The sequence below is a fragment of the Streptomyces sp. 184 genome (assembly GCF_045781775.1).
Classification (GTDB): domain Bacteria; phylum Actinomycetota; class Actinomycetes; order Streptomycetales; family Streptomycetaceae; genus Streptomyces.
In genome coordinates, this window is sequence record NZ_CP123230.1 from 5,701,703 (window position 1) to 5,725,491 (window position 23,789).

Here is a 23,789-nt window from a genome sequence, read left to right on the forward strand (position 1 = left end):
TGGTGAGTTACCTGCCTAGCCTCGCTTTCCATGAAGATCGAAGTCTTCTCCGACATGGTCTGTCCGTGGTGCTACATCGGGAAGCGCCGCCTCCGGTCCGCGCTCGAACGGCTGGGTGAGCCGGCCGACGTCGTCTGGCGCAGCTTCCAGCTCGACCCCGACTACCCCGGCGGCGTCCGGTGGACGCTGCCCGAGGCGCACCTCAACCGCTACGGCGTGAGCCGTGCCGAGAACGATCGCCGCCTGGCCATGGTCACCGCCCTGGCCGCCCGGGAGGGGCTGGAGTACCGACTCGACCGGGCCCTCGTCGCGAACACCTTCGACGCCCACCGGCTCGTCCACCACGCGGCGACCCGGGGTGCGGCCGACGACGTCGTCGACCGGCTCATGCGTGCGTACGCCGTCGAGGGCCGCTGGATCGGCGACCCCGCCACCCTGGCCGCCATCGCGTCGGAGGCGGGCCTGCCCGCCCTGCCGCCCGGCGCCGCCTACGCGGCGGACGTCGCCGCCGACCTGGCCCGTGCCCGCGAACTGGGGGTCACGGGGGTGCCGACGGTGGTGATCGACGGCGGGTACGGGCTCGCCGGCCCGGACACGGACGAACTCATCCGCGCGATCACCGCCTGCCGGACCTAGGCGCATCGGCCACGGGCGTTGCCGACCCGCGTGAGGGTCGACACGGCGAAGGTCCGGGCGGCGGAGGCTAGTTCAGCCGTTCCACGATCGTCGCGTTCGCCAGGCCGCCCGCCTCGCACATCACCTGGAGCCCGTAGCGGCCGTCCACCGCGTCCAGCGCGCCGAGCAGCGTGCCCAGCAGCCGCGTGCCCGACGCGCCCAGCGCGTGGCCCAGGGCGATCGCGCCGCCGTGGACGTTGACCCGCTCCGGGTCGGCGCCCACGTCGCGCTGCCACGCCAGCGGCACCGGCGCGAACGCCTCGTTCACCTCGAAGGCGTCGATGTCGGCCACCGTGAGGCCGGCCTTCGACAGCACCTTCCGGGTCGCCGGTACGACGCCCATCAGCATCAGCACCGGGTCGTCGCCGGTCACCGCGAAGGAGTGGAACCGCGCACGCGGCTTGAGGCCCAGGTCCGCGGCCCGCTCCTCGCTCATGATCAGCACGGCGGAGGCCCCGTCCGTGAGCGGCGAGGAGTTGCCCGGGGTGATGTGCCAGCCGATCTCGGGGAAGCGCTCGGCGACGGCCGGGTCGTAGAAGGACGGCTTGAGCGCGGCGAGGCCGTCCAGGGTGGTCGACGGCCGTACGGTCTCGTCCCTGCGGTGCTCCCCCACCGGCACCACGTCCGCGTCGAAGACGCCCTGCTCCCACGCCCGTACCGCCAGCCGGTGCGAGCGCTCCGAGAAGGCGTCCAGCTCCGTACGCCCCAGGCCCCACCGCGCCGCGATCAGCTCCGCGGAGTGGCCCTGGGCGATCAGCCCGCCGGGGTAGCGGGCGGCGAGGCGGTCGCCGAAGGGGTCCCGGCCGACGGCGGCCGTGCCCATCGGCACCCGGCTCATCGACTCGACGCCGGCGGCCACGGCGATGTCGTACGCCCCGGCCATCACCCCCTGCGCCGCGAAGTGCGCGGCCTGCTGCGAGGAGCCGCACTGCCGGTCGACGGTGGTGCCGGGCACGGACTCGGGGAACCCGGCGGCGAGCACGGCGTTGCGGGCGACGTTGAACGACTGGTCGGCGGCCTGGGTGACGCAGCCGGCGATCACGTCGTCGAGCCGCGCGGGGTCGAGGCCGTTGCGGTCGGCGAGCGCGCGCAGCACCTCGGCCAGCAGGTCGACGGAGTGGACGCCGGACAGGGCGCCGCCGGGCTTGCCCCTGCCGGAGGCGGTGCGGACGGCGTCGACGACGACTGCGGTGGTGGTCATGGGCGTACGCCCCTCTCTCGCTGCTCTGCTCGGCAGGTTCCCGTCCCGACCGGGCTACCGAAGAGTTACATACCGGGAGTACGTATGTACAGGGTACGCCCCGCCTAGAATGCGCGCATGAAGACCCGCAGAACGCAGCAGGAGCGCACGGCGGCGACGACGAAGGACCTGGTCGGCGCCGCCCGCGCGCACTTCGCCCGGACCGGCTACGCCGCCGCCTCCCTCGACGCGATCTGCGCGCAGGCGGGCATCACGAAGGGCGCGCTCTACCACCACTTCCGCAACAAGCAGACCCTCTTCCGCGCCGTCTACGAGGCCGAGCAGCACCGGCTGCGCGACGCCATCGCCGACGCCTTCCGCGCCTGCCAGGACCCTTGGGACGGGCTGCGCGCGGGCCAGCGCGCGTTCCTCACCGGCTCCATCGAGCCCGGCACGCAGCGGATCACGCTGCTCGACGCCCCGGGGGCGCTGGGCTGGGCGGTGATGCGCGAGGTGCAGGCGGACTGCCGGGCGATGACGCGGCGCGGGGTGGAGCAGGCGGTGCACGCCGGCGGCGAAAGCTCCGTGCCGGCGGTGGAGTTGGACGCGATGGCGTCGGTGGTCTTCGGGGCGCTGTGCGAGTGCGCGATGGCGGTGGCGCACGCGCCGGACCCGGACGCGGTGCTCGCGGCGTCGCTGCGGCAGGTGGACCGGCTGGTGGCGGCGCTGCCCGGCGCGGCGGCGGCCCGCGCCGGGTGAACGGTCCGCGGACCGATAATCGGTTGCCGCCCGGTCCCTCGACCGGTCCAATGGCCGCCATGGTCACCCAGGCGCGCCCGCGGCGCGACGACGAGCCCGTACGCATCGGCGCCCTCGCCCCGCTCACCCCGCCCGGCTGGACCGAGGCCGGGCGGCATCTGATCGCCGGTCTGGAACTGGGCGCCGACGAGGTCAACGACGCCGGCGGGATCGCCGGCAGGCCCCTTGAGCTGCTGGTACGCGACACCGCGGCCGACCCGCGGCGGGCCGCGGCGGCCGTGGACGAACTGGCCGGGCTGGGCGTCGCCGCGCTGGCCGGCGAGTACCACAGCGTCGTCGCCCGCGCCGCCGCCGCCCGGGCCGACAACCTCGGCGTGCCGTTCCTGTGCTCGTCGGCGGTCCTCGACGCGCTCACCGAGCAGCCGGCGGACGGCGTCGCGCGGATCGCCCCGGCGCAGTCCCACGGCTGGCGGCTCTACGCGGACCACCTCCTCGACGCCGGCCACCGCCGGCTCGCCGTGGCGGCCCAGCCGAGCGTGTACTGGGCGTCCGGGACCCGTATCCTGCACGACCATCTCGCCCCGCGCGGCGGCTCCCTGACCGAACTCGACGTGGGCGCGCTCACCCCCGCGGCCGTGTGCGATGCACTCGCCGGCAGCGGCGCGACCGCCCTGCTGCTGCTCGTCGGCCACCCGGAGCCCGCGGTCCCGCTCGTCCGGTCCGTACGCCGCGACCCGCGCCTGGCCGGGATGCTGATCGGCGCCCCGGCCGGACAGCCGGAGTTCGCGGAGTGGGCGGCGCTGCTGGGCGCCGAGGGCGCGGCGGTCCCGTTCCTGCGCTACCTGCCCGAAAGCCCCACGCCGCTGGGCGTACGCGTCGAGGCGGCCCTGCGCGAACGGCTCGCCGAGGCGCCCTCGTTCGTCGCCTTCGAGGGCTACGACACCGTCGCCGTCCTCGCCGACGTGCTGCGCCGCCGGGGTGCGGACGCGGCGCGTACCGACCCGGCCTGGGCGGACGTCGCGGTCGACGGGACCCGCGGGCCGATCCGGTTCTCGCGCGTGCCCGGGATAGACGTGTGGCAGTGGGCCTGGCCGCCGGTCCAGGTCGTCGACCGGGACCCGGCCGAGCCCGGCCGCTTCCGGGTCCTGCGCGCCGGCTGAGGCGGCACCCGGCAGGCGCCGCTCAGGCCTTGGCCGGCCCGCCCCGTACCGCGTGGCCCGCCGCGCGCAGCGTCTCCTTCACCTCGCCGATCCGCAGATCCCCGAAGTGGAACACCGACGCCGCCAGCACCGCGTCCGCGCCCGCGTCGACCGCCGGCGGGAAGTGGCCGAGCCGCCCCGCGCCGCCGCTGGCGACGACGGGGACCGTCACGTGCTTGCGCACCGCGGCGATCATCTCCGTGTCGTAGCCGTCCTTGGTGCCGTCGGCGTCCATGGAGTTGAGCAGGATCTCCCCCGCCCCCAGCTCCGCGGCCCGCTGCGCCCACTCGACGGCGTCGATGCCCGTGCCGCGCCGCCCGCCGTGCGTCGTCACCTCGAAGCCCGAGGGCGTCGCCGCGCCGTCGCCGCACCGCCGCGCGTCCGCCGACAGCACCAGCACCTGGCTGCCGAAGCGCTCGGCGATCTCGCGGATCAGCTCCGGCCGGGCGATCGCCGCGGTGTTGACGCCGACCTTGTCGGCGCCCGCGCGCAGCAGCCGGTCCACGTCCGCCACCGTACGCACGCCGCCGCCGACCGTCAGCGGGATGAAGACCTGCTCCGCCGTGCGCCGCACCATCTCGTACGTCGTCTCGCGGTCGCCGGAGGACGCGGTGATGTCGAGGAACGTCAGCTCGTCGGCGCCCTCCGCGTCGTACACCCTGGCCATCTCGACGGGGTCGCCCGCGTCGCGCAGATTGCGGAAGTTGACGCCCTTGACGACCCTGCCGCCGTCCACGTCGAGGCAGGGGATGACCCGTACCGCCAGGGTCATGCGCCGGCCGCTTCCCGGGAGCCGCCGGGGCGGTACGCCTCGACCTCGATCTCCACGACCAGCCGCGAGTCGACGAAGCCGGAGACGATGATCAGCGACGCGGCCGGACGGATGGCGTCGAACAGCTCCTTGTGCGCCCCGCCGACCGCCTCGACGTCGCGCGCGTGGGTGAGGTACATCCGGGTGCGCACGATGTCCTCGCGCTCCAGGCCGACTTTCTTCAGCGCCTCGAACGCGACGCCGAAGGAGGTCATGGCCTGGGTGTGCGGATCGCCCTCGCCGACGACCACGCCGTCCACGACGGAGGTGCAGCCGGCCACCAGCACGAGGCCGTTGGGCAGCTCCACCGCGCGCGAGTAGCCGAACTCCTCCTCCCAGGGGGCACCGGACGAGATTCGGCGTACGCCGCCACCGGCCATCAGGACACCGCCTCCAACGCCTCTTCCATGGTGAACGCCTTCGCGTAGAGGGCCTTGCCCACGATCGCGCCCTCGACACCTTCGGGAACCAGCGTGGCGATGGCCCGCAGGTCGTCGAGGGAGGAGACGCCGCCGGACGCGACGACCGGCCGGTCGGTGGCGGCGCAGACGTCGCGCAGCAGTTGCAGGTTGGGCCCGCGCAGGGTGCCGTCCTTGTCGATGTCGGTGACCACGTAGCGCGCGCAGCCCTCGGCGTCGAGCCGGGCCAGCGTCTCGAAGAGGTCGCCGCCGTCGCGGGTCCAGCCGCGCCCGCGCAGCGTGGTGCCGCGCACGTCCAGGCCGACGGCGACGCGGTCGCCGTGCTCGGCGATGATCCGCGCGACCCACTCGGGGGACTCCAGGGCGGCGGTGCCGAGGTTGACGCGGGTGCAGCCGGTGGCCAGGGCGGCGGCGAGCGAGGCGTCGTCGCGGATGCCGCCGGACAGCTCGACCTTGAGGTCCATCGCCCGGACGACCTCGCCGATACGGGCGCGGTTGTCGCCGGTGCCGAAGGCGGCGTCGAGGTCGACGAGGTGCAGCCACTCGGCGCCGGCACGCTGCCAGGTGAGCGCGGCCTCCAGCGGGTCGCCGTAGCCGGTCTCGGTGCCGGACTCGCCGTGCACGAGGCGTACGGCCTGGCCGTCCCGGACGTCGACGGCGGGCAGCAGCTCCAGGGCTGTGGTCATCTCGCGGGGCGTCATCAGAGGGTCTCGATCCAGTTCTTGAGGAGGAGGGCACCGGCGTCGCCGGACTTCTCGGGGTGGAACTGGGCGGCCCACAGGGGTCCGTTCTCGACGGCTGCGACGAACGGCTCGCCGTGGGTGCTCCAGGTGACGGCGGGCGGGTTGATGCGCGGGTTGTGCACCTCCAGCTCCCAGCGGCGGGCGGCGTAGGAGTGCACGAAGTAGAAGCGCTCCGCGGGGTCGACGCCCGCGAACATCCGGGAGCCGTCGGCGATGTCGAGCGTGTTCCAGCCCATGTGGGGCACGACGTCGGCCTTCAGCGCCTCGACCGTGCCGGGCCACTCGCCCATGCCCTCGGTCCGCACGCCGTGCTCGACGCCGCGCTCGAAGAGGATCTGCATACCGACGCAGATGCCCAGCACGGGCCGCCCGCCGGCGAGCCGGCGCTCGACGACCCAGTCGCCGCGGGCCTCCTTCAGGCCGCCCATGCAGGCGGCGAAGGCGCCGACGCCGGGCACCAGCAGGCCGTCTGCGGCCATCGCCCGGTCGTAGTCACCGGTGATCTCCACCTCCGCGCCGGCCCGGGCGACGGCGCGCTCGGCGGAGCGGACATTGCCGAAGCCGTAGTCGAAGACGACGACGCTCTTGCGCCCGCCCGGCTGCGCGCCGCGGCGGGCGGCGGGCACGGCGGCCGGCGCCGCCGTGGCCCCGGGGCCGGCGGAGGCGCTGGACGCGGCGCTGTCGCTCAACCCCACACCCCCAGCCGCAGGATGCCGGCGGCGAGCGCCATCGCGGCGCCGATGGCGAGCACGGCGGTCACGTTCTTGGACTGGCCCTGCTTGACGAAGGAGATCACGCCGCCGAGCAGGAAGAGCCCGACGAAGATCAGCAGAATCGACAGGCCGTTCATTACAGGGCGCCCTTGGTCGAGGGGATACCGGTCTGCCGCGGGTCGATCTCCGAGGCGTAGCGCAGCGCGCGGGCGAGCGCCTTGAACTGGCACTCCACGATGTGGTGCGCGTTGCGCCCGTACGGGACGTGGACGTGCAGGGCGACCTGCGCCTGGGCGACGAACGACTCCAGGATGTGCCGGGTCATCGTCGTGTCGTAGTCCGCGCCGATCATCGGGGCCATGCCCGCGGGCTCGGAGTGCACCAGGTAGGGGCGGCCGGACAGGTCCACGGTGACCTGGGCCAGCGCCTCGTCCAGCGGCACGGAGGCGTCGGCGAACCGCACGATGCCGCGCTTGTCGCCGAGGGCCTGCCGGAAGGCGGCGCCCAGGGCCAGCGACGTGTCCTCCATGGTGTGGTGGCTGTCGATGTGCAGGTCGCCGTCGGTCTTGACGGTGAGGTCGAAGAGGCCGTGGCGGCCCAACTGGTCGAGCATGTGGTCGAAGAAGCCGACGCCTGTCGACACTGAGACCTCGCCCCGGCCGTCGAGGTTCAGCTCGACGACGACCGAGGTCTCCTTCGTGGTGCGCTCGACGCGGCCCACGCGGGTCATGAGTTGCTCTCCTTCTTCAGCGCGCGCACCGCATCGAGGAACGCGTCGTTCTCCGCCGGTGTGCCTGCGCTGACGCGCAGGAAGCCGGGCACGCCGTTGTCCCGGACCAGCACGCCCTTGTCCAGCAGCCGTTCCCACGCGGCGTGCGCGTCGGGGAACCGGCCGAACTGGACGAAGTTGGCGTCGGACTCGGTGACCTCGCAGCCGAGCGCGGTCAGCTCCGACACCAGCCGGTCCCGCTCCTGCTTGAGCTGTTCGACGTACTGGAGAAGCGTATCGGTGTGCTCCAGGGCGGCGAGCGCGGTGGCCTGGGTGACGGCGGACAGGTGGTACGGCAGCCGGACGAGCTGGACGGCGTCGACCACCGCGGGGTCGGCGGCGAGATAGCCGAGCCGCAGGCCGGCGGCGCCGAACGCCTTGGACATGGTGCGGGTGAGGACGAGCCGCGGGCGGCCCTCGATCAGCGGCAGCAGCGACGGGCGGTGGCTGAACTCGCCGTACGCCTCGTCCACCACGAGCATCGAGGGACCCGCCGCCTGCGCGGCCTCGTACAGCCGCAGGACGGTCTCGCGGGCGACCGCGGTGCCGGTGGGGTTGTTCGGCGAGCAGACGAACACCACGTCGGGACGGCGCTCGGCGATGGTGCGCTCGGCGGCGTCGACGTCGATGGTGAAGTCGGCGCGCCGCGGGCCGGAGATCCAGCCGGTGCCCGTGCCGCGGGAGATGAGGCCGTGCATCGAGTACGACGGCTCGAAGCCGATGGCCGTGCGGCCGGGGCCGCCGAAGGTCTGGAGCAGCTGCTGGATGACCTCGTTGGAGCCGTTGGCCGCCCACACGTGGGCGGTGCCGACCTCGTGCCCGGCGGTGCGCGACAGGTAGCGCGCCAGCTCGGTGCGCAGCTCGACCGCGTCCCGGTCGGGGTAGCGGTTGAGGTCGCGGGCGGCCTCGGTGACGCGCTCGGCGATGCGCCGGACCAGAGGCTCGGGCAGCGGGTAGGGGTTCTCGTTGGTGTTCAGCCGGACGGGCACGTCGAGCTGGGGCGCACCGTACGGGGTCTTGCCGCGCAGCTCCGCGCGGATCGGCAGGTCGTCGATCGCGGTCGGCGCCGGTCCCGGGGCCGGGACGGGCGCGGAGCCGGGGGGCGGAGTCGGGGTCGGGGTCGGCCGGCTGGTCACGGCTGCGGCACCTTCCAGTCGAACCTTGCCTTCAGCGCGGCGCCGTGGGCGGGCAGGTCCTCGGCCTCCGCGAGGGTGACCACGTGCGCGGTGACCTCGGCGAGGGCGTCGCGCGTGTAGTCCACGACGTGGATGCCCTTGAGGAAGGACTGCACGGACAGGCCCGAGGAGTGGCAGGCGCAGCCGCCGGTGGGCAGCACGTGGTTGGAGCCGGCGCAGTAGTCACCGAGCGAGACCGGGGCGTACGGGCCGATGAAGATCGCGCCCGCGTTGCGCACCCGGGCGGCGAGCGCGGCGGCGTCGGCGGTCTGGATCTCCAGGTGCTCCGCGGCGTAGGCGTCGACGACGCGCAGGCCGGCCTCCAGGTCGTCCACGAGCACGATGCCGGACTGCCGGCCGCCCAGCGCGGCGCTGATCCGCGCGACGTGCCGGGTCGCGGCCACCTGTGTCTTCAGCTCGGCCTCGACGGCCTCGGCGAGCCGCTCGGAGGGCGTGACGAGGACGGCGGCGGCCAGCTCGTCGTGCTCGGCCTGGCTGATGAGGTCCGCGGCGACGTGCGCGGCGTCGGCGGTGTCGTCGGCGAGGACGGCGATCTCGGTGGGGCCGGCCTCGGCGTCGATGCCGATACGGCCCTTCAACAGCCGCTTGGCGGCGGCCACGTACACGTTCCCCGGGCCGGTGACGAGGTCGGCGGGGGCGCACTCCTCGGTCCCGTACGCGAACATGGCGACGGCCTGGGCACCTCCCGCGGCGTACACCTCGTCCACGCCGAGCAGCGCGCAGGCGGCGAGGATCGTCGGGTGCGGCAGGCCGGCGCCCCACGAGTTCGGCACGTCCTTCTGCGGCGGCGAGGAGACCGCCAGCGACGGCACGCCCGCCTCCTGGGCCGGCACCACGTTCATCACCACGGACGACGGATACACGGCCTGGCCGCCGGGCACGTACAGCCCGACGCGGGCGACCGGCAGCCAGCGCTCCGTGACCGTCCCGCCCGGGACGACCCGCACGGTGGTGTCGCTCCTGCGCTGCTCGCGGTGGACGAGGCGGGCACGGCGGATCGACTCCTCCAGCGCGGCGCGCACCTTCGGGTCCAGCTCGGCCAGCGCGCGCTCCAGCGCCTCCGCGGGCACCCGCAGCCGCTCCAGGGTCACGCCGTCGAAACGCTCTGTGATCTCGATCACCGCCGCCGTGCCGCGATGCCGGACGTCCTCGCACAGGGGCCGCACCTTCTCCAGGGCGGCCTCGACGTCCAGCTCGGCACGGGGCAGCAGGTCGCGGTCGATGCCGCCGCCTGCGTCGGAAGCGGCGGCGGAGCCGCGCAGATCGATTCGGGAGATCACATGCCCAAGTCTCTCAGACGGCCCGGCCCCCCGGCCCGGTTGTCCACAGGCTGGACCGCAAACTCGTCACTGTCAGTACGTGGTACTAGCGTTCAGTGTGCCGTCCCGAGGGGAATCAGAGCCGTACGGGACGGACGCGGGCAGACCAGGGAGCGTGTCGTTGACCGCTGTACAGCACGACCGGGCGGAGGCGCCCGAGGACCTTTCGGCGACGGAGCGAGGGCTGTGGGATGCCTTCCAGGAGGGAGCCACATACGATCTGCGTTCGCGCGACCCCGGGCAGAACGACCCGGCGGGACTGCACGTCTGGGGGCCGGAGCGCAGCGTGCGCGCCTCCTTACTCGCCCGGCTCCTGCTGCACGGCCCGCCGGCCCGGCCCGGCCGGGTGTCGTCGCTGAAGCTGGCCGGCGCGCTCGTCACCGGCACGCTCGACCTCTCCGGCGGCCGCGTCGATCCGTACGTGGAGCTGCGCAACTGCCGCTTCGAGAACGAGATGCTGCTGCCCGAGTGCTCCTTCGCCACGCTGCGGCTGGTGGAGTGCTCCATCCCGCGGCTGGAGGCCGCCCGGCTGACCACCAGCGGCGACATGCACATGCCCCGCTGCACCCTCGACGGCGGCATCCGGCTCACCGACGCCCAGATAGGCACGGATCTGCTGCTCAGCCAGCTCACGGTCGGCCGTGACCGGCGCGGCGTGGCCATCGCCGCGGACGGCATCAACGTCGGCCAGGACCTCCAGGCCGACCTGCTCCAGGCGCACGGCGAGGTGCGGATGCGCGGCGCGACGGTCGGCGTCTCGCTGAACCTGAGCGGCAGCGTCCTGCGCAACCCGTACGGCAAGCGCGCGCTCAACGCGCCGCAGCTCACCGTGGAGCGCTCGCTGCACATGGGCGCGGAGGCGGTGCCCGAGGCCGCGACGGGCGGGGCCACGCCCCCGTACGGCATCAGCGGCCACACCCCGCCGCGCGGCACGCGGATGCAGCGCTTCGAGTGCCACGGCGGGCTGCGGCTGGACGACGGCCGCTTCGGCGACTCCGTCGACCTCGACGGCGCGCGCTTCGTGATGGACCCGGAGCAGGAGATGTCCATGCGCCGGATCCAGACGCCGGAGCTGCGGTTCATGGGGCGCGAGCCGGAGGGCGGCAAGGTGGTGCTCTCGGGCGCCCGGGTCGTCAACCTCCGCGACAAGTACACGAGCTGGCCGGGACCGGGCCGGCTGGCGATGGCCGGCTTCTTCTACGAGCATCTGATACCGGTGGGCGCCTTCCCGCTGGTGCACCGGCTGGAGTGGGTGGAGGCCGCCACCCCGGAGTTCGCCCCCGAGCCGTACGAGCTGCTGGCCGCCGTCCTGCGCAACGCGGGCGAGGACCACGAGGCCCGCGAGGTCATGCTCGCCAAGCACCGCAGGCAGCGCGAGACGCTGCCGCTGACCGGCAAGGCGTGGGGTCTGCTCCAGGACTGGACGGTCGCCTACGGCTACCGCCCCACCCGCGCCGTGGTGTGGATGGCGGTGCTGTGGGCGGTGGGCAGCCTGTACTTCGGGCAGCAGGAGCCGCGCGCGCTGCGCCCCGGCGAGGGGCCCGAGTGGAACCCCCCGCTCTACGTGCTCGATCTGCTGCTGCCCGTCATAGACCTGGGGCAGGACAACGCCTGGCATCAGTCGGGGCATTACCAGTGGACGGCCACGGTGCTCGTGCTCGCCGGCTGGGTCCTCGCCACCACGGTGGCGGCCGGCGTCTCCCGTGCGCTGCGCCGCCAGTGAGGTACCGGCCGGGACCGTTAGGATCCGCCTGTGACCACCGCGCGCCTTCCCCTCTTCCCGCTGAACGCGGTGCTGTTCCCGGGCCTCGTCATGCCCTTGAACGTGTTCGAGGAGCGGTACCGGGCGATGATGCGCGACCTGCGCAAGCTGCCCGAGTCGGAGCGGCGGTTCGGCGTGGTGGCGATCCGGGACGGCCGCGAGGTCGCGCCCACGGGGCCCGGCCTGCCGGACCCGACGTCGCTGCCCGAGCGCGGCCCGGCGGCCGGCTTCGGCACCGACCCGATGCAGGCGTTCTACGGCGTGGGGGTCGTCGCGGACGCGGCGACGATCCGGGAGAAGGACAACGGCGGGTACGAGGTGCTGGTCACCGGCACCCGCCGGTTCCGGCTGCTGTCGGTGGACGCCACGGGCGAGTATCTGACCGGCGAGGTCGAGGCGCTGCCGGAGCGGTCGGGCGAGGGTGCGGGCGTGCTGTCCGCGGCGGTCGTACGGGCCTTCAGGACGTACCAGAAGCGGCTGGCCGGCGCCCGCGAGCGCACGCTCGGCGCCGCCACGGAGCTGCCGGACGAGCCGTCGGTGCTGTCCTACCTCGTCGCCGCCGCGGCGGTGCTGGACACCCCCGCGAAGCAGCAGCTCCTCCAGGCGCGGGACACGGCGGCGCGGCTGTCGGCGGAGCTGAAAATCCTGCGGCGCGAGAGCGCGGTGCTGGGTAAGCTCCCGTCGCTGCCCGCGGTCGACCTGACGCGGACCCCGACGAGCCCCAACTGAGCCCCGCTCCTCTCCCCATGGCCAAGAAGAAGCAGACCGGGTCCACCCCGGCCACGGTGGCGCTGACGAAGGCCGGCGCCGAGTTCACCGTGCACGCGTACGCCCACGACCCCGCCGCCGCGTCGTACGGCGAGGAGGCGGCCCAGGCCCTCGGCGTCGACCCGGGGCAGGTATTCAAGACCCTCGTCGCCGAGGTCGACGGCGCGCTGACCGTCGCGATCGTGCCGGTCTCCGGCGCCCTGGACCTCAAGGCGCTGGCCGCGGCGGTCGGCGCCAAGCGGGCCGTGATGGCGGACCCGGCGCACGCCGAGCGCACCACGGGCTACGTCCGCGGCGGCATCTCCCCGCTGGGCCAGCGCAGGCGGCTGCCGACGGTGCTGGACTCCTCGGCCGCCGGGCGGCCGACGGTCTGCGTCTCCGCGGGCCGGCGCGGGCTGGAGGTGGAGCTGTCGCCGACGGTGCTGGCGGAGCTGACGGGCGCCGTGGTGGCGCCCATCGCGCGCGACGGCCGCTGACGCGGGGGCGATCCGGACCGGGCGGTCCGGGCCGGCCGATCCGGGCCGCTGTCGGCTAGGCGGGGCGGCGGCCGTGGTTGGCCTTGCCCTTGCGGGTACGCCACTTGCGCTTGCGCGTTTTCTTCGACATGTCCAGGTCATACCGGAGTGCACGGTATCCGTCCAGGCTCCGCGCAGCCCTCCCCCCGACGGCCGGGCCGTTCGGCACCGCGTACCCTCGTAGTTCGTGAGTACGCGCAGTGAAGCGGCGGGTCCTGCCGCGGCCGGGACCGCCACCCCGCCGGGCGCGGTGGTGTGCGCCGTGCGCGATCTCGTGAAGACCTACCCCGCCCCCCGCGAGAAGCGGATGCGGCGCAGGGCGGGCCGCCGGGGCAAGGAGACGCCCGCCGCCGGTGCGCCTCCCGCCGGGCCCGTACGCGCCTGCGACGGCGTCGGCCTCGACATCCACGCCGGCGAGATCTTCGGCCTCCTCGGCCCCAACGGCGCCGGCAAGTCCACCCTCGTACGCCAGCTCACCGGCCTGCTGCGGCCCGACTCCGGCGGCATCGAGCTGTTCGGCCACGACCTCGTACGCCGCCCCGAGCTGGCCGCGCGGCTGCTGGCGTACCTCGGCCAGGAGTCCACGGCGCTCGACGACCTGACGGTGGCGCTGGCCGCCGAGACCACCGCCCGGCTGCGCGGCCTGCCCGCGGCCGGGGCGCGCGCCGAGCGCGACGCGGTGCTCGACGAACTCGGCCTGGCCCGCCTCGCCGACCGCCCGCTGCGCCGGCTCTCCGGCGGCGAGCGGCGACTGGCGTGCGTGGCGGCGGCGCTGGTCGGCGAGCGACCCCTGCTGGTGCTGGACGAGCCGACCACCGCGATGGACCCGGTGGCCCGCCGCGCCGTGTGGGCGGCGATCGACCGGCGCCGGGCCGAGCGCGGCGCCACGGTGCTGCTCGTCACCCACAACGTCATCGAGGCCGAGACCGTGCTCGACCGGGTCGCCGTGCTCGACCGCGGCCGGGTCATCGCCTGCGACTCCCCCGCCGGGCTGAAGGCCCTGGTGGGCGGGGAGGTCCGGGTGGACCTGGTCTGGCGCGACCGGCCGCCGCTCGACGTGCCCCAGATCGCGGAGCTGGCCCGCACCGCCCGGCGCACCGGCCGGCGCTGGACGCTGCGGCTGCCGGAGGACGCTGCGCGCGCCGCGGTCGCCGCGGTCACGGGCGGGCCGGCGTTCGCCGCACTGGACGACTTCACGCTGACGACGCCGAGCCTGGAGGACGTGTACCTGGCCCTCGGCGGGCGGGACGAGGGACTGGTGAAGGCATGACGGACGGACATCTCGGCCTCGCGCAGGCCCCGCCCGACGGCTCCGGGCCGCCGGCGGGACCGCCTGCGACGGGCCGGGCGGCGACGGGATCGGTGACGGGAACGGTGACGGGATCTCCGGCTGGACCGGCGGCCGGGTCCGCCCGGGCGAACGGCACCGCCGCGTCGCACGGGACCGCCCCGCACCCGCCCGCCGCACCCGCCTCCGTCCCGCTCGCGCCCCGCGTACCGCTCTTCCCGGCCCTCGCCGCCGTCTACCGCGCCCAGCTCTCCCGCGCCCGGGTGGCCCGGCTGCCGCTGCTGTTCGTCGCCACCTTCCAGTCCATCGGGATCATGGTCCTGATGCGCGGCGTGGTCGATGCCGAGGCCCGCAGCTCCGAGGCCCACGCCGTGGTCGCCGGGTCGACGGTGCTGATCGTGGCGTTCGTGGCGCTGAACCTGCTCGCCCAGTACTTCGGCCAGTTGCGCGCCACCGGCGGCCTCGACCACTACGCGACGCTCCCGGTGCCGCCGGCCGCGGTGGTGCTCGGCGCGGCCGGCGCGTACGCCTCGTTCACGGTGCCCGGCACGGTCGTCACGGCCGTGACGGGCAGCCTGCTGTTCGGGCTGCCGCTGACGCACCTGTGGATCCTCGTCGCCGTCGTACCGCTGTCCGGAGCCGCGCTGGCCGGGCTCGGGGCGGTGTGCGGGCTGCTGGCGCCGCGGCCGGAGCTGGCCACGCTCTGCGGCCAGCTCGGCATGTCGGCCGCGCTGCTGCTGGGGGTGCTGCCCGCCGAGCGGATGCCGGGGCCGGTGTCCTTCGCCCGCGACCTGCTGCCGTCCACGTACGGCGTAGAGGCGCTGATGGAGACGTTCGCGCCCGATCCCGACTGGCTCGCGGTCCTCGCCCACCTGGGGGTTTGCGCCGGCGTCGGGGTGCCGGCGCTGGCGGCGGCGACGTGGGCGTACCGCAGGGCGGCGCTGCGCTCGTGAGCCGCGGCGGTCACGGCGACATTCCGAACGACCGTCCTGGCTACGGCAGCAGGCCCCGCCCCTGGCACGATGGCAGGGTGACCGCTCCCCTGACACCGCACGAGCAGCCGCCGCCCGAGCGGCCGGCCCACAACCCCTGGCAGTACCCGTCCGCATCCGGCGCCGCCGACGGGGTGGCGGACCAGAAGGGCGGACGCAGGGCGAAGGACGACACCGACTTCGCCGGGGAGCTGTGGCAGGCGTTCCTGCTCCTGGTGGGGGTGGCGGCGCTGGGCCTGCTGCTGGGTTTCCTGTGGGAGCGGCTGGCGCCGCGGGTGCCGCTGGTCGTCCGCGGGGGCGAGGCGTGGCTGAAGGAGAGCGAGAGCGAGGACGCCATCTCCATCGACGGCACGTTCGCGCTGCTCGGGCTGGCCTTCGGCGCGGTGACGGCGCTGGCGGTGTTCCTGTGGCGGCGGCGCGGCGGGTGGCCGCTGGTGCTGGGGCTGGCCCTGGGCGCGCTGCTCGGGGCGGTGCTGGCCTGGCAGTTCGGCATCTGGCTGGGGCCGCCGGAGAACGTGTCGCAGCGGGCCAGGGAGATCGGCGACGGCGGCGGCCTCGACGCGCCGCTGGAGCTGAAGGCCAAGGGCGCGCTGCTGGCGTGGCCGGGGGCGGCGATGGCGGTGCACCTGGTGCTGACCGGGCTGTTCGGGCCGCGCGACCCCGAGCCGCAGGTGCCCCCGCCGCCGACGGGCGGCTGGCAGGGCTGGGGCTCGCCGACCCGCTGAGCCGGGCGGCGCTCCGGCGCGTACGACGGCCTCACGGCCGCGTACGACACCCTCGGGCAGGTCCGCCGCCGCGCGCCCGGAGAACGCCGTCTGTCCCGGAGGCGCTACGCCTCCGGCTCGGCCGCCTGCGCGTGCTCCGCGGCCGAGCTGACGTCCACCTCGCGCCAGAACCCGGCCCGGATCGCATACCGGTCGCGCTCGTCGATCTGGTCGTCCTTGTGCGCCAGCAGCCCGAAGCGGGCGGCGTAGCGCAGCAGCTCGCCGTCGATGCGGTGCGGGATGCGCGGGTACTGGCCGGCCAGCAGCCGCAGCTTCGCCTGGTCCGCCAGCCGCTCCATCCAGCGCCGGGCGAAGACCTGGCCCACCTCGAAGGGGTCGCCGCCGATGACGGTGATGTCCTCCTCGCGGTCCGCCCAGCGCTGCTCGGCCGTGGTGAGCTGGGCCAGCGTGGGCAGCCCGGCGATGTCCGGCGGCTCCGCGCCCGGCCGCTCCACCCAGCCGCGGTCGGACGACCATCGCAGGGTGGCGCTGCCCACGGGGGGCCCGTGGCGGCCGTCGGGCGCGGCGGGGCGGCCCAGGCTCGCGAGGTCCTTCGGGGTGGGTACGCCGCCCTTGCCGCCGGGGTCGTCCTCGTCTTCGGGTACGGCGTCGGGCGCCGTACCCGCGTCGTCGTGGCGGCGCTCGGTGACCGGGTCGGCCGGCGCGCTGCCGTTGGCGACGGTCTGCTTGCCGGCGACGGAGTTCTCCGAGGGCGGGGCGGAGAGGATCGCGGCGATCTCGGGCCGCGGCACGGGGCTGGGGGCGCAGATGCCGGTGAGGTCCTTGGCCTGCATGGCGCGGGTGATCCAGACCCGGTCGAGCACGCGCCGCTCGTCGGCCTCGGCGACCAGGTCCTCGGACTGGTTGTAGTCGCCGTCGGCGGCCTGGACCGCCCACAGGTGCACGGCGACGCCGTGCTCCTTCGCGGACATCATCCCCGGCAGCAGGTCGCCGTCCCCGGTGACGAGCACGACGTCGGCGCAGGCGCGGTTACGGGCCAGCTCGGTCAGCTCCGCGTGCATCGCGGCGTCGACGCCCTTCTGCGCCCAGCGGCCGTCGCTGCGGGTGAGCGCGCCGAGGCGGACGGTGACGCGGGACATCACGCGCAGCCGCCGGTGCTCCGGCTGCGGTACGCGGTCGGGGGCGCCGTCGAACCAGTAGATACGCAGCAGCCGCTGCCCGGTGTCCGCCTCGGCCTGCTCCCGCAGCCCCTGGATGAGGGCGGGGTGGTCGACGGTGATGCGGGAGCGCGCGGGTTCTCCGGCGAGCAGGCTCGCGGCGGCGCCCAGCAGGTAGCCGGCGTCCACCAGAACGACGCAGCGGTCCACGATTCACCCTCTTCTCAGCCGGTTCCGGGCCCGTGCCGCGGAGTTCATGTCGGGTTGCCTTCGAGTCTGCCCCACTGAGGGGTGGTTAACAGCAGGGCATCGATCATCGGCGTGGCGGACACCGATGCCCGGCCATGAACAGCGCGTACTACGCACGGTAATTATCCGACATGCGAGGCATCTCAGGCCGTGCGAAGGTGATCTCCGCGGGGGACCGCTGCTGAAAAGGATCAGTGATGGGTAAGCGCAAGAACCGCGAGAAAAAGCAGCAACAGCATTCCCACCGGGACAAGTACGCCGGGTCGCCCGCGGGCATACCGGACCGCGGCCGGCGGCAGTCCCCCGACGAGATCCCGCCGCGAGACGACGCCCGGGCCGACGTGCCCGCGGGCGACCTCGACCAGCGCCCCCGGCTCGGGGAGCGGTGAGCCGCCATGAGCCGTAAGAACAGGAACCGCCAGAGCGAACGCGTCGCCGCCCCGCAGGAAGAACGCGGCGTGGAGCAGGACTCCTCCGCTCCCGCCGGCGGGGCGCCGGCCGACCAGGTCAGCGAGGCCGTGAACCCCGGATCCGGCAGCCACAAGACCCAGAAGCACAAGGAAAAGCGCTTCGGGCACAACTGAGCGCGGCGCCGCGGGCGCACCCCTTGCGGGCGCGCCCGCGCACGCCGGCGCGGCCGCCGGACCGGGGTCTGCCCCGGCCGGCGGCCCCGCCGCGCGTCACCCCGCCAGGCAGGACGGCCCGAGCAGGGCCTTCAGATCGCCGAAGAGCGCCGGGTCCGACGTCACCCGGTGGCGGTCGAGGCGGAGCACGGTGGTGGTGCGGGAGCCCTGGAGCTTCACGCGCACCTCCGTGCCGCCGCGGTGCTGCGACAGCACCTCGCCCAGCTTCTCCACCAGCGGCGGCGTGACCTTGACGGTGGGGATGGTGATCGTCACCGGCGCGTTCGCGGACACCTCGGACAGGTCGGGGACGGCGAGTTCCATGGCGACCAGCCGGGGGACGTCCTCGCGCTTGTCGAGGCGGCCCTTGACGAAGACGATGGCGTCCTCGACGAGTTGGGTGGAGACCAACTGGTAGGTGGCGGGGAAGAACATGCAGTCGATGGACCCACCGAGGTCCTCGACGGTGGCGATGGCCCAGGCGTTGCCCTGCTTGGTCATCTTGCGCTGGAGCCCGGAGATGATGCCGCCGATGGTGACGATCGTGCCGTCGGAGTGGTCACCGCCGTTGAGCGCGGCGATCGTGGCGTCGGCCCTGTCGTTGAGCACGTGCTCGACACCGAACAGCGGATGGTCGGACACGTACAGGCCGAGCATCTCCCGCTCCTGCGCGAGGAGATACGACTTCTCCCACTCCTCGTCCGTGAACTGCACGTCGAGCCCGAAACCCGGCTCGTCCGCCGCGGCCTCGTCACCCATCCCCCCGAAGAGGTCGAACTGCCCCTCGGCCTCCTTGCGCTTGACCGACACGACGTTGTCGATCATCGGCTCGTAGTGCGCGGTGAGGCCCTTGCGGGTGTGGCCCAGGGCGTCGAACGCGCCCGCCTTGATCAGCGACTCGACGGTGCGCTTGTTGCACACGACGGCGTCGACCTTGTCGAGGAAGTCGGGGAAGGACGCGTAGCGCCCCTTGGCCTTGCGGTTGCGAACGATCGACTCCACCACGTTCTGCCCGACGTTGCGCACGGCCGTCAGACCGAACACGATCGTGTCATCACCGCGGGGGGTGAAGTTCGCGTCGGACTCGTTGACATCCGGCGGGAGCACCTTGATGCCCATCTTCCGGCACTCGTTGAGGTAGACCGCGGACTTGTCCTTGTCGTCGCGGACGGACGTCAGCAGCGCGGCCATGTACTCGGCGGGATAGTTCGCCTTGAGATACGCCGTCCAGTAGGAGACGAGGCCGTACGCGGAGGAGTGCGCCTTGTTGAACGCGTAACCGGCGAAGGGGACCAGGACGTCCCAGACGGCCTGGATGGCCTGGTCGCTGTAGCCCTTCTCGCGGGCGCCCTTCTGGAAGGGGATGAACTCCCTGTCGAGGACTTCCTGCTTCTTCTTGCCCATCGCCCGGCGCAGCAGGTCCGCCTGGCCCAGCGAATAGCCGGCGAGGACCTGCGCGGCCTTCTGCACCTGCTCCTGATAGACGATCAGGCCGTAGGTGATGTCGAGGACTTCCTTGAGCGGTTCCTCCAGCTCCGGGTGGATCGGGGTGATCTCCTGCTGCCCGTTCTTGCGGAGCGCGTAGTTGATATGCGAGTTCATGCCCATGGGGCCCGGGCGGTAGAGCGCCGAGACCGCGGAGATGTCCTCGAAGTTGTCGGGCTTCATCATGCGCAGCAGGGAGCGCATCGGCCCGCCGTCGAACTGGAAGACGCCGAGGGTGTCGCCGCGGCCGAGGAGTTCGAAGGTCGTGGGATCGTCGAGCGGCAGCGACAGCAGCTCGATGTCCCTGCCCTTGTTCTGCTTCACCATCTTGACGGCGTCGTCCATGATGGTGAGGTTGCGCAGGCCGAGGAAGTCCATCTTCAGCAGGCCGAGCGATTCGCACGTGGGGTAGTCCCACTGCGTGATGGTCACCTGGTCGCTGTGCCGCACCCACACCGGGACGTGGTCCACGATCGGCTCGCTGGACATGATCACGCCCGCGGCGTGCACGCCCATCTGCCGCACCAGGCCCTCGACCCCCCGCGCGGTGTCGATCACCTTCCTCACGTCCGGCTCGTTCTCGTAGAGCCCGCGGACCTCGCCGGCCTCGGAGTACCGGGGGTGGTCGGGGTCGGTGATGCCGGACAGCGGGATGCCCTTGCCGAGCACGTCGGCGGGCATGGCCTTGGTGATGCGGTCGCCCATCGCGTAGGGATACCCCAGCACCCGCGCGGAGTCCTTGATCGCGTTCTTCGCCTTGATCGTGCCGTACGTACCGATCATCGCGACCTTGTCGGCACCGTACTTCTCCGTGACATAGCGGATCACCTCCGCCCGCCTGCGCTCGTCGAAGTCGATGTCCACATCCGGCATCGAGACCCGCTCCGGATTCAGGAACCGCTCGAAGATCAGCCCGTGCTCGATCGGATCCAGGTCCGTGATCCCCATCGCGTACGACACGATCGAACCCGCCGCCGAACCACGCCCGGGACCCACCGCGATCCCGTTGTTCTTCGCCCACATGATGAAGTCCGCGACCACCAGGAAGTACCCCGGGAACCCCATCTGGATGATGACGTCCATCTCGTACTCCGCCTGCTTCTGGCGGTCCTCGGGAACGCCGCCGGGATAGCGGCGGGCCATGCCGCGGCGGACCTCCTCCTGGAACCAGGTGACTTCGGTGTAGCCGTCGGGGACCTCGAACCTGGGCATCAGGTCCCGCTTCTGGAACCACCCGTCGGTGTCGATCTGCTCCGCCACCAGCAGCGTGTTCGCACACCCCTCCTGCCAGGCATCCGAAGAATCGACCGCATACATCTCCTCGGTCGACTTCAGGTAATAACCCGTCCCGTCGAACTTGAACCGGTCCGGATCCGACAGGTTCTTCCCCGTCTGAATACACAGCAACGCATCATGCGCCCCCGCCTCCTGCGCATACGTGTAATGCGAATCGTTCGTCACCAGCGGCGGAATCCCCAGCTTCCGCCCGATCTCCAGCAGCCCGTCCCGCACCCGCCGCTCGATCTCGATCCCGTGATCCATCAGCTCCAGGAAATACCGCTGCTTCCCGAACACCTCCTGATACCACGCCGCCGCCGCCAGCGCCTCGTCGAACTGCCCCAGCCGCAACCGCGTCTGCACCTCACCCGACGGACACCCCGTAGAAGCGATCAGCCCCTCCGCATGCTCGGCGATCACCTCCTTGTCCATCCGCGGCCACTTCTGAAGCCACCCCTCCTTGTACGCATCCGACGACAACCGGAACAAATTATGCAAACCCGTACGAGACGACGCCCAGATCGTCTTGTGCGTATACCCACCCGAACCCGACACGTCATCACGCTTCTGATGCGGCTGCCCCCACTGCACCTTCCGCTTGTTCCGCCGCGACTCCGGCGCCACATACGCCTCGATCCCGATGATCGGCGTCACCCCCGCCGCCGACGCCTGCGCAAAAAAATCATAGGCACCGTGCAGATTCCCATGATCCGTCATCGCGATATGCGACATCCCCATCTCACGACACGCCGCGAACATATCCTTCAACCGCGCCGCCCCATCCAGCAGCGAATACTGCGTGTGCACATGCAGATGCGTAAAAGGCGGCTTGGCCACGACGGAGGACCTCCAGCAGACGGCGGGCGCGAGGGCTCGGGCAGGACGCTGGGAAGTCTAGGACGCGCCACTGACACCACGGGCCCCGGCCGTCCCGAAGCCGGGCCTCCCCTTTAGCCGCGGTTTACCGTCCGCCATGGCAGAATCACGCCCGATGGAACATGGAGCCGTAACGATCAGGGTGATGCGCGCGGCGGTCTTCACCGCGCTGTGCATCAGCCTGTCCGCGGGCGCCCACGTGCTCCTGTCCGCCAACCCCCTGCCGCTCGGCATGCTCGCCGCGCTCTCCGCCGGCGTCTTCGCCGTCGCCTACCTGCTCGCCGGCCGCCGCGAGCGCGGCTACTGGAGTATCGCGGCCCTGCTCGTGCCGCTGGAGCTGGCGGCCGACACCGTCTTCACCACCGGCCAGCACACCTGCTACGGCCAGTCCGGCGGCCCCGTCGCCGGCTCCATGCGCTCCCTGGGGCTCGACCTGCTCTGCTCCGGCGAGTTCGGCACCCCGCTGGCCCGGATGACCGCCCGCGGCGAGGCCCTTGCGGGCACCGCCGCCAGCCCGTGGCTGCTGCTCGCCGGCCACGTCGGCGTCGGCCTGGCCGCCGCCGCCTGGCTGCGCCGCGGCGAGGCGGCGCTCGCCGGACTGCTGCGCGCCGCCGCGGCCGTCGCCTTCCGGCCGCTGCTGCTGGCCGTCGCGACCGTCACCGTCGCCCCGGTACGGAACACCGGCCGCCCCGGCCGCCGGTGGGACCGTACCCGCGCCGTCCGCCCGCAGCCGCACCTGCTGCACTCGGTCCTGCGGCGTGGCCCGCCGTGCCCGGCCGCTGCCTGATCCTGGCAGCACGCCCCGGAAGCACGTCCCGGAAGCACGGACACGGCCACACCGACCACACACGAGGACCTCCCACCATGAGCAAGCGAAACAGCCAGGAAGCCAAGCGGGCCGCGCGCGAGCGGCTGCGCGCCGAGCGCGAGAAGCAGGCCAAGAAGGAGAAGGTGCGCCGGCAGCTCTTCGTCGGCGGTGCCGTCGTCGGCCTGCTGGCCGTCGTCGGCGGCGTCGCCTTCGCGGTCACCACCCTGGGCGGCGACGACGGCAGCGACAAGGACTGGGGCGCGGCGAAGAACGCCAAGCTCGTCCAGCCCGCGAACGCCGAGGGCGAGAAGGGCACCACCGTCGTGCTCGGCGGCAAGGACGCCGAGAAGACCGTCGACGTCTACGAGGACCTGCGCTGCCCGGCGTGCGCGCAGTTCGAGCAGCAGTTGGGCGAGCGGATCAAGAAGGGCGCCGAGGACGACAAGTACCAACTGCGCGTCCACCTCGGCGCGATCATCGACGGCAACTTCGGCGGCGACGGCTCGAAGAACGCCGCCAGCGCGCTGGGCGCGGCCCTGGACGTCAGCCCGGAGGCGTTCAAGGAGTACCACGGGCTGCTCTACTCGGCCGAGCACCACCCGCCGGAGAACGAGGACAAGTTCGCCGACAACGAGTACCTGCTCGACGTCGCCGCGAACGTCGACGAGCTGAAGGGCAACAAGCAGTTCCAGAAGAACGTCAACAAGGGCACGTTCGACAAGTGGGCCCTGGAGATGATCAGCAGCTTCGAGGACGCGGGCATCGAGGGCACGCCGACGATCAAGATCGACGGCAAGAAGGTCGAGACCAACGTGCTCCCGACCGAGCTGGACAAGCTGGGCGCGTAAGAGCCCGGTCACGCCGTGCTACGTGGCGGAGCGCCCGTCCAGCTCCGCCACGAAAGCATCCGCCACCCGCCAGGCGGACCGCGCCGCTTCCGCGTCGTGGTCCGCCAGGCCGGGGTCGGTGAACAGGTGCCCCGCGCCCCGGTAACGGAAGACCTCCACGTCGGCGCCGGCCCGGCCCATCCGCAGGTACCAGGCCGTCAGCCAGTCGTGCGTCTCGAACGGGTCGGGGTCGGCCACGTGCAGTTGCACCGGCAGCTCGCCGGAGGCGGCCGTGGCCCCGTCGGCGACGTCGGACGTGCCGTGCATCAGCAGCAGTCCCCGCGCGTGCTCGTCGGCGAGCGCCAGGTTCTGCGCCAGCGCGCCGCCGAGCGAGAGGCCCGCGTACAGCACCCCGCCCGCGGAGTGCGGCGCCGCGGCCTTCACGGCCCGCGCCAGCAGCTCGTCCGTGCCGATCTCGTCCCTGACCCCCCTGCCTTCCTCGACCGTCGCCGGCGTGCGTCCGTCGAAGAGGTCGGGGACGACCACCTCGTGCCCGGCGGCGCGCCAGCGCTCCGCCGTCGCGTGCACGGCCGGACGCACTCCGTAGACGGAGTGGAAAAGCAGAATCGTCATGCGCCCATCGTGACAGATAC

General features: G+C 73.1%; 25 protein-coding genes. 13 read left to right on the forward strand and 12 right to left on the reverse strand.

The genetic code is table 11. The features are described 5' to 3' along the window. Window positions 1-30: 30 nt before the first annotated feature. Window positions 31-636, forward strand: a complete 606-nt coding sequence (locus QBL21_RS24185; RefSeq protein ID WP_407564320.1) for a DsbA family protein — start codon at window positions 31-33, stop codon at window positions 634-636. Window positions 637-703: 67 nt separating this feature from the next. Here QBL21_RS24185 and QBL21_RS24190 read toward each other — a convergent pair whose 3' ends face one another. Beyond that, the gene (locus QBL21_RS24190; protein WP_407564321.1) at window positions 704-1,876 is read right to left on the reverse strand and encodes a thiolase family protein; all 1,173 of its coding nucleotides are present in this window, start codon (window positions 1,874-1,876) and stop codon (window positions 704-706) included. A gap of 117 nt (window positions 1,877-1,993) precedes the next feature. On the opposite strand from QBL21_RS24190, the gene QBL21_RS24195 reads away from it, so the two are divergent. Then, a complete protein-coding gene (locus QBL21_RS24195) occupies window positions 1,994-2,614 on the forward strand; it encodes a TetR/AcrR family transcriptional regulator (RefSeq protein ID WP_407564322.1) in 621 nt (206 codons plus the stop codon). Window positions 2,615-2,664: 50 nt separating this feature from the next. Beyond that, window positions 2,665-3,774: an ABC transporter substrate-binding protein gene (locus QBL21_RS24200; protein ID WP_407564323.1), complete on the forward strand. Its 1,110-nt coding sequence runs from the start codon at window positions 2,665-2,667 to the stop codon at window positions 3,772-3,774. 22 nt (window positions 3,775-3,796) lie between these two features. On the opposite strand, the gene hisF is transcribed toward QBL21_RS24200, so the two are convergent. From hisF to hisD, 8 genes are all read right to left on the reverse strand, one after another. Further along, entirely contained in the window at window positions 3,797-4,585 is a 789-nt protein-coding gene (hisF, locus tag QBL21_RS24205) for an imidazole glycerol phosphate synthase subunit HisF (RefSeq protein WP_407564324.1), read from the reverse strand. After that, a complete protein-coding gene (locus QBL21_RS24210; protein WP_407564325.1) occupies window positions 4,582-5,004 on the reverse strand; it encodes a Rid family hydrolase in 423 nt (140 codons plus the stop codon). The genes hisF and QBL21_RS24210 overlap by 4 nt, the downstream gene beginning before the upstream one ends. Then, a complete protein-coding gene (gene priA / locus QBL21_RS24215; RefSeq protein ID WP_407564326.1) occupies window positions 5,004-5,744 on the reverse strand; it encodes a bifunctional 1-(5-phosphoribosyl)-5-((5-phosphoribosylamino)methylideneamino)imidazole-4-carboxamide isomerase/phosphoribosylanthranilate isomerase PriA in 741 nt (246 codons plus the stop codon). Before priA ends, QBL21_RS24210 begins: the two co-directional genes overlap by 1 nt. Further along, on the reverse strand, window positions 5,744-6,412 hold the full coding sequence (gene hisH, locus QBL21_RS24220) for an imidazole glycerol phosphate synthase subunit HisH (protein ID WP_407566541.1): 669 nt from the start codon (window positions 6,410-6,412) through the stop codon (window positions 5,744-5,746). Before hisH ends, priA begins: the two co-directional genes overlap by 1 nt. 59 nt (window positions 6,413-6,471) lie before the next feature. After that, complete coding sequence (locus tag QBL21_RS24225; protein WP_407564327.1) at window positions 6,472-6,636, reverse strand: hypothetical protein; 165 nt, start codon at window positions 6,634-6,636, stop codon at window positions 6,472-6,474. Continuing rightward, window positions 6,636-7,229, reverse strand: coding sequence for an imidazoleglycerol-phosphate dehydratase HisB (gene hisB / locus QBL21_RS24230; protein ID WP_407564328.1), 594 nt, complete (start codon window positions 7,227-7,229; stop codon window positions 6,636-6,638). The genes QBL21_RS24225 and hisB overlap by 1 nt, the downstream gene beginning before the upstream one ends. Next, the gene (locus tag QBL21_RS24235) at window positions 7,226-8,323 is read right to left on the reverse strand and encodes a histidinol-phosphate transaminase (RefSeq protein WP_407566542.1); all 1,098 of its coding nucleotides are present in this window, start codon (window positions 8,321-8,323) and stop codon (window positions 7,226-7,228) included. The genes hisB and QBL21_RS24235 overlap by 4 nt, the downstream gene beginning before the upstream one ends. 77 nt (window positions 8,324-8,400) lie before the next feature. After that, window positions 8,401-9,744: a histidinol dehydrogenase gene (gene hisD / locus QBL21_RS24240; protein ID WP_407564329.1), complete on the reverse strand. Its 1,344-nt coding sequence runs from the start codon at window positions 9,742-9,744 to the stop codon at window positions 8,401-8,403. Window positions 9,745-9,904: 160 nt separating this feature from the next. Here hisD and QBL21_RS24245 point away from each other — a divergent pair, with 160 nt between their 5' ends. The 6 genes from QBL21_RS24245 (at window position 9,905) to QBL21_RS24270 (ending at window position 15,833) form a co-directional block, all read left to right on the forward strand. Next, window positions 9,905-11,506 (forward strand): oxidoreductase, encoded by a 1,602-nt coding sequence (locus QBL21_RS24245; RefSeq protein WP_407564330.1) that lies wholly within the window; start codon window positions 9,905-9,907, stop codon window positions 11,504-11,506. A 30-nt stretch (window positions 11,507-11,536) separates the two neighbouring features. Next, window positions 11,537-12,274, forward strand: coding sequence for an LON peptidase substrate-binding domain-containing protein (locus tag QBL21_RS24250; protein WP_407564331.1), 738 nt, complete (start codon window positions 11,537-11,539; stop codon window positions 12,272-12,274). Between the two features lie 17 nt (window positions 12,275-12,291). After that, window positions 12,292-12,789 carry a Cys-tRNA(Pro) deacylase gene (gene ybaK / locus QBL21_RS24255; RefSeq protein ID WP_407564332.1) on the forward strand — a complete coding sequence of 166 codons (498 nt, stop codon included), beginning with the start codon at window positions 12,292-12,294 and terminating at the stop codon, window positions 12,787-12,789. Window positions 12,790-13,090: 301 nt separating this feature from the next. Next, the gene (locus QBL21_RS24260) at window positions 13,091-14,098 is read left to right on the forward strand and encodes an ABC transporter ATP-binding protein (RefSeq protein ID WP_407566543.1); all 1,008 of its coding nucleotides are present in this window, start codon (window positions 13,091-13,093) and stop codon (window positions 14,096-14,098) included. Beyond that, on the forward strand, window positions 14,095-15,069 hold the full coding sequence (locus QBL21_RS24265; RefSeq protein WP_407564333.1) for an ABC transporter permease: 975 nt from the start codon (window positions 14,095-14,097) through the stop codon (window positions 15,067-15,069). Before QBL21_RS24260 ends, QBL21_RS24265 begins: the two co-directional genes overlap by 4 nt. A 77-nt stretch (window positions 15,070-15,146) precedes the next feature. Continuing rightward, window positions 15,147-15,833: a hypothetical protein gene (locus tag QBL21_RS24270; protein WP_407564334.1), complete on the forward strand. Its 687-nt coding sequence runs from the start codon at window positions 15,147-15,149 to the stop codon at window positions 15,831-15,833. A gap of 104 nt (window positions 15,834-15,937) precedes the next feature. On the opposite strand, the gene QBL21_RS24275 is transcribed toward QBL21_RS24270, so the two are convergent. After that, window positions 15,938-17,200 (reverse strand): NYN domain-containing protein, encoded by a 1,263-nt coding sequence (locus QBL21_RS24275; RefSeq protein WP_407564335.1) that lies wholly within the window; start codon window positions 17,198-17,200, stop codon window positions 15,938-15,940. 236 nt (window positions 17,201-17,436) lie between these two features. Between QBL21_RS24275 and QBL21_RS24280 the strand changes: the two genes are divergently transcribed. Next, on the forward strand, window positions 17,437-17,628 hold the full coding sequence (locus tag QBL21_RS24280; protein ID WP_407564336.1) for a hypothetical protein: 192 nt from the start codon (window positions 17,437-17,439) through the stop codon (window positions 17,626-17,628). A 6-nt stretch (window positions 17,629-17,634) separates the two neighbouring features. Then, window positions 17,635-17,823, forward strand: coding sequence for a hypothetical protein (locus QBL21_RS24285; RefSeq protein WP_407564337.1), 189 nt, complete (start codon window positions 17,635-17,637; stop codon window positions 17,821-17,823). A 96-nt stretch (window positions 17,824-17,919) separates the two neighbouring features. On the opposite strand, the gene dnaE is transcribed toward QBL21_RS24285, so the two are convergent. Next, a complete protein-coding gene (gene dnaE / locus QBL21_RS24290; RefSeq protein WP_407564338.1) occupies window positions 17,920-21,462 on the reverse strand; it encodes a DNA polymerase III subunit alpha in 3,543 nt (1,180 codons plus the stop codon). 184 nt (window positions 21,463-21,646) lie between these two features. On the opposite strand from dnaE, the gene QBL21_RS24295 reads away from it, so the two are divergent. Continuing rightward, window positions 21,647-22,288, forward strand: coding sequence for a hypothetical protein (locus QBL21_RS24295; RefSeq protein WP_407566544.1), 642 nt, complete (start codon window positions 21,647-21,649; stop codon window positions 22,286-22,288). A gap of 77 nt (window positions 22,289-22,365) precedes the next feature. Next, window positions 22,366-23,157, forward strand: coding sequence for a thioredoxin domain-containing protein (locus tag QBL21_RS24300; protein WP_407564339.1), 792 nt, complete (start codon window positions 22,366-22,368; stop codon window positions 23,155-23,157). An 18-nt stretch (window positions 23,158-23,175) separates the two neighbouring features. Here QBL21_RS24300 and QBL21_RS24305 read toward each other — a convergent pair whose 3' ends face one another. Further along, entirely contained in the window at window positions 23,176-23,769 is a 594-nt protein-coding gene (locus QBL21_RS24305) for a dienelactone hydrolase family protein (RefSeq protein ID WP_407564340.1), read from the reverse strand. Between the last annotated feature and the right edge of the window lie 20 nt (window positions 23,770-23,789).

Bases quoted from the DNA above. Each gene is read 5' to 3' on its own strand.
- QBL21_RS24185 (WP_407564320.1), top strand. From the start codon at position 31: ATGAAGATCGAAGTCTTCTCCGACATGGTCTGTCCGTGGTGCTACATC.
- QBL21_RS24190 (WP_407564321.1), bottom strand. From the start codon at position 1,876: ATGACCACCACCGCAGTCGTCGTCGACGCCGTCCGCACCGCCTCCGGC.
- QBL21_RS24195 (WP_407564322.1), top strand. From the start codon at position 1,994: ATGAAGACCCGCAGAACGCAGCAGGAGCGCACGGCGGCGACGACGAAG.
- QBL21_RS24200 (WP_407564323.1), top strand. From the start codon at position 2,665: ATGGCCGCCATGGTCACCCAGGCGCGCCCGCGGCGCGACGACGAGCCC.
- hisF (WP_407564324.1), bottom strand. From the start codon at position 4,585: ATGACCCTGGCGGTACGGGTCATCCCCTGCCTCGACGTGGACGGCGGC.
- QBL21_RS24210 (WP_407564325.1), bottom strand. From the start codon at position 5,004: ATGGCCGGTGGCGGCGTACGCCGAATCTCGTCCGGTGCCCCCTGGGAG.
- priA (WP_407564326.1), bottom strand. From the start codon at position 5,744: ATGACGCCCCGCGAGATGACCACAGCCCTGGAGCTGCTGCCCGCCGTC.
- QBL21_RS24225 (WP_407564327.1), bottom strand. From the start codon at position 6,636: ATGAACGGCCTGTCGATTCTGCTGATCTTCGTCGGGCTCTTCCTGCTC.
- hisB (WP_407564328.1), bottom strand. From the start codon at position 7,229: ATGACCCGCGTGGGCCGCGTCGAGCGCACCACGAAGGAGACCTCGGTC.
- ybaK (WP_407564332.1), top strand. From the start codon at position 12,292: ATGGCCAAGAAGAAGCAGACCGGGTCCACCCCGGCCACGGTGGCGCTG.
- QBL21_RS24265 (WP_407564333.1), top strand. From the start codon at position 14,095: ATGACGGACGGACATCTCGGCCTCGCGCAGGCCCCGCCCGACGGCTCC.
- QBL21_RS24280 (WP_407564336.1), top strand. From the start codon at position 17,437: ATGGGTAAGCGCAAGAACCGCGAGAAAAAGCAGCAACAGCATTCCCAC.
- QBL21_RS24285 (WP_407564337.1), top strand. From the start codon at position 17,635: ATGAGCCGTAAGAACAGGAACCGCCAGAGCGAACGCGTCGCCGCCCCG.
- QBL21_RS24295 (WP_407566544.1), top strand. From the start codon at position 21,647: ATGCGCGCGGCGGTCTTCACCGCGCTGTGCATCAGCCTGTCCGCGGGC.
- QBL21_RS24300 (WP_407564339.1), top strand. From the start codon at position 22,366: ATGAGCAAGCGAAACAGCCAGGAAGCCAAGCGGGCCGCGCGCGAGCGG.
- QBL21_RS24305 (WP_407564340.1), bottom strand. From the start codon at position 23,769: ATGACGATTCTGCTTTTCCACTCCGTCTACGGAGTGCGTCCGGCCGTG.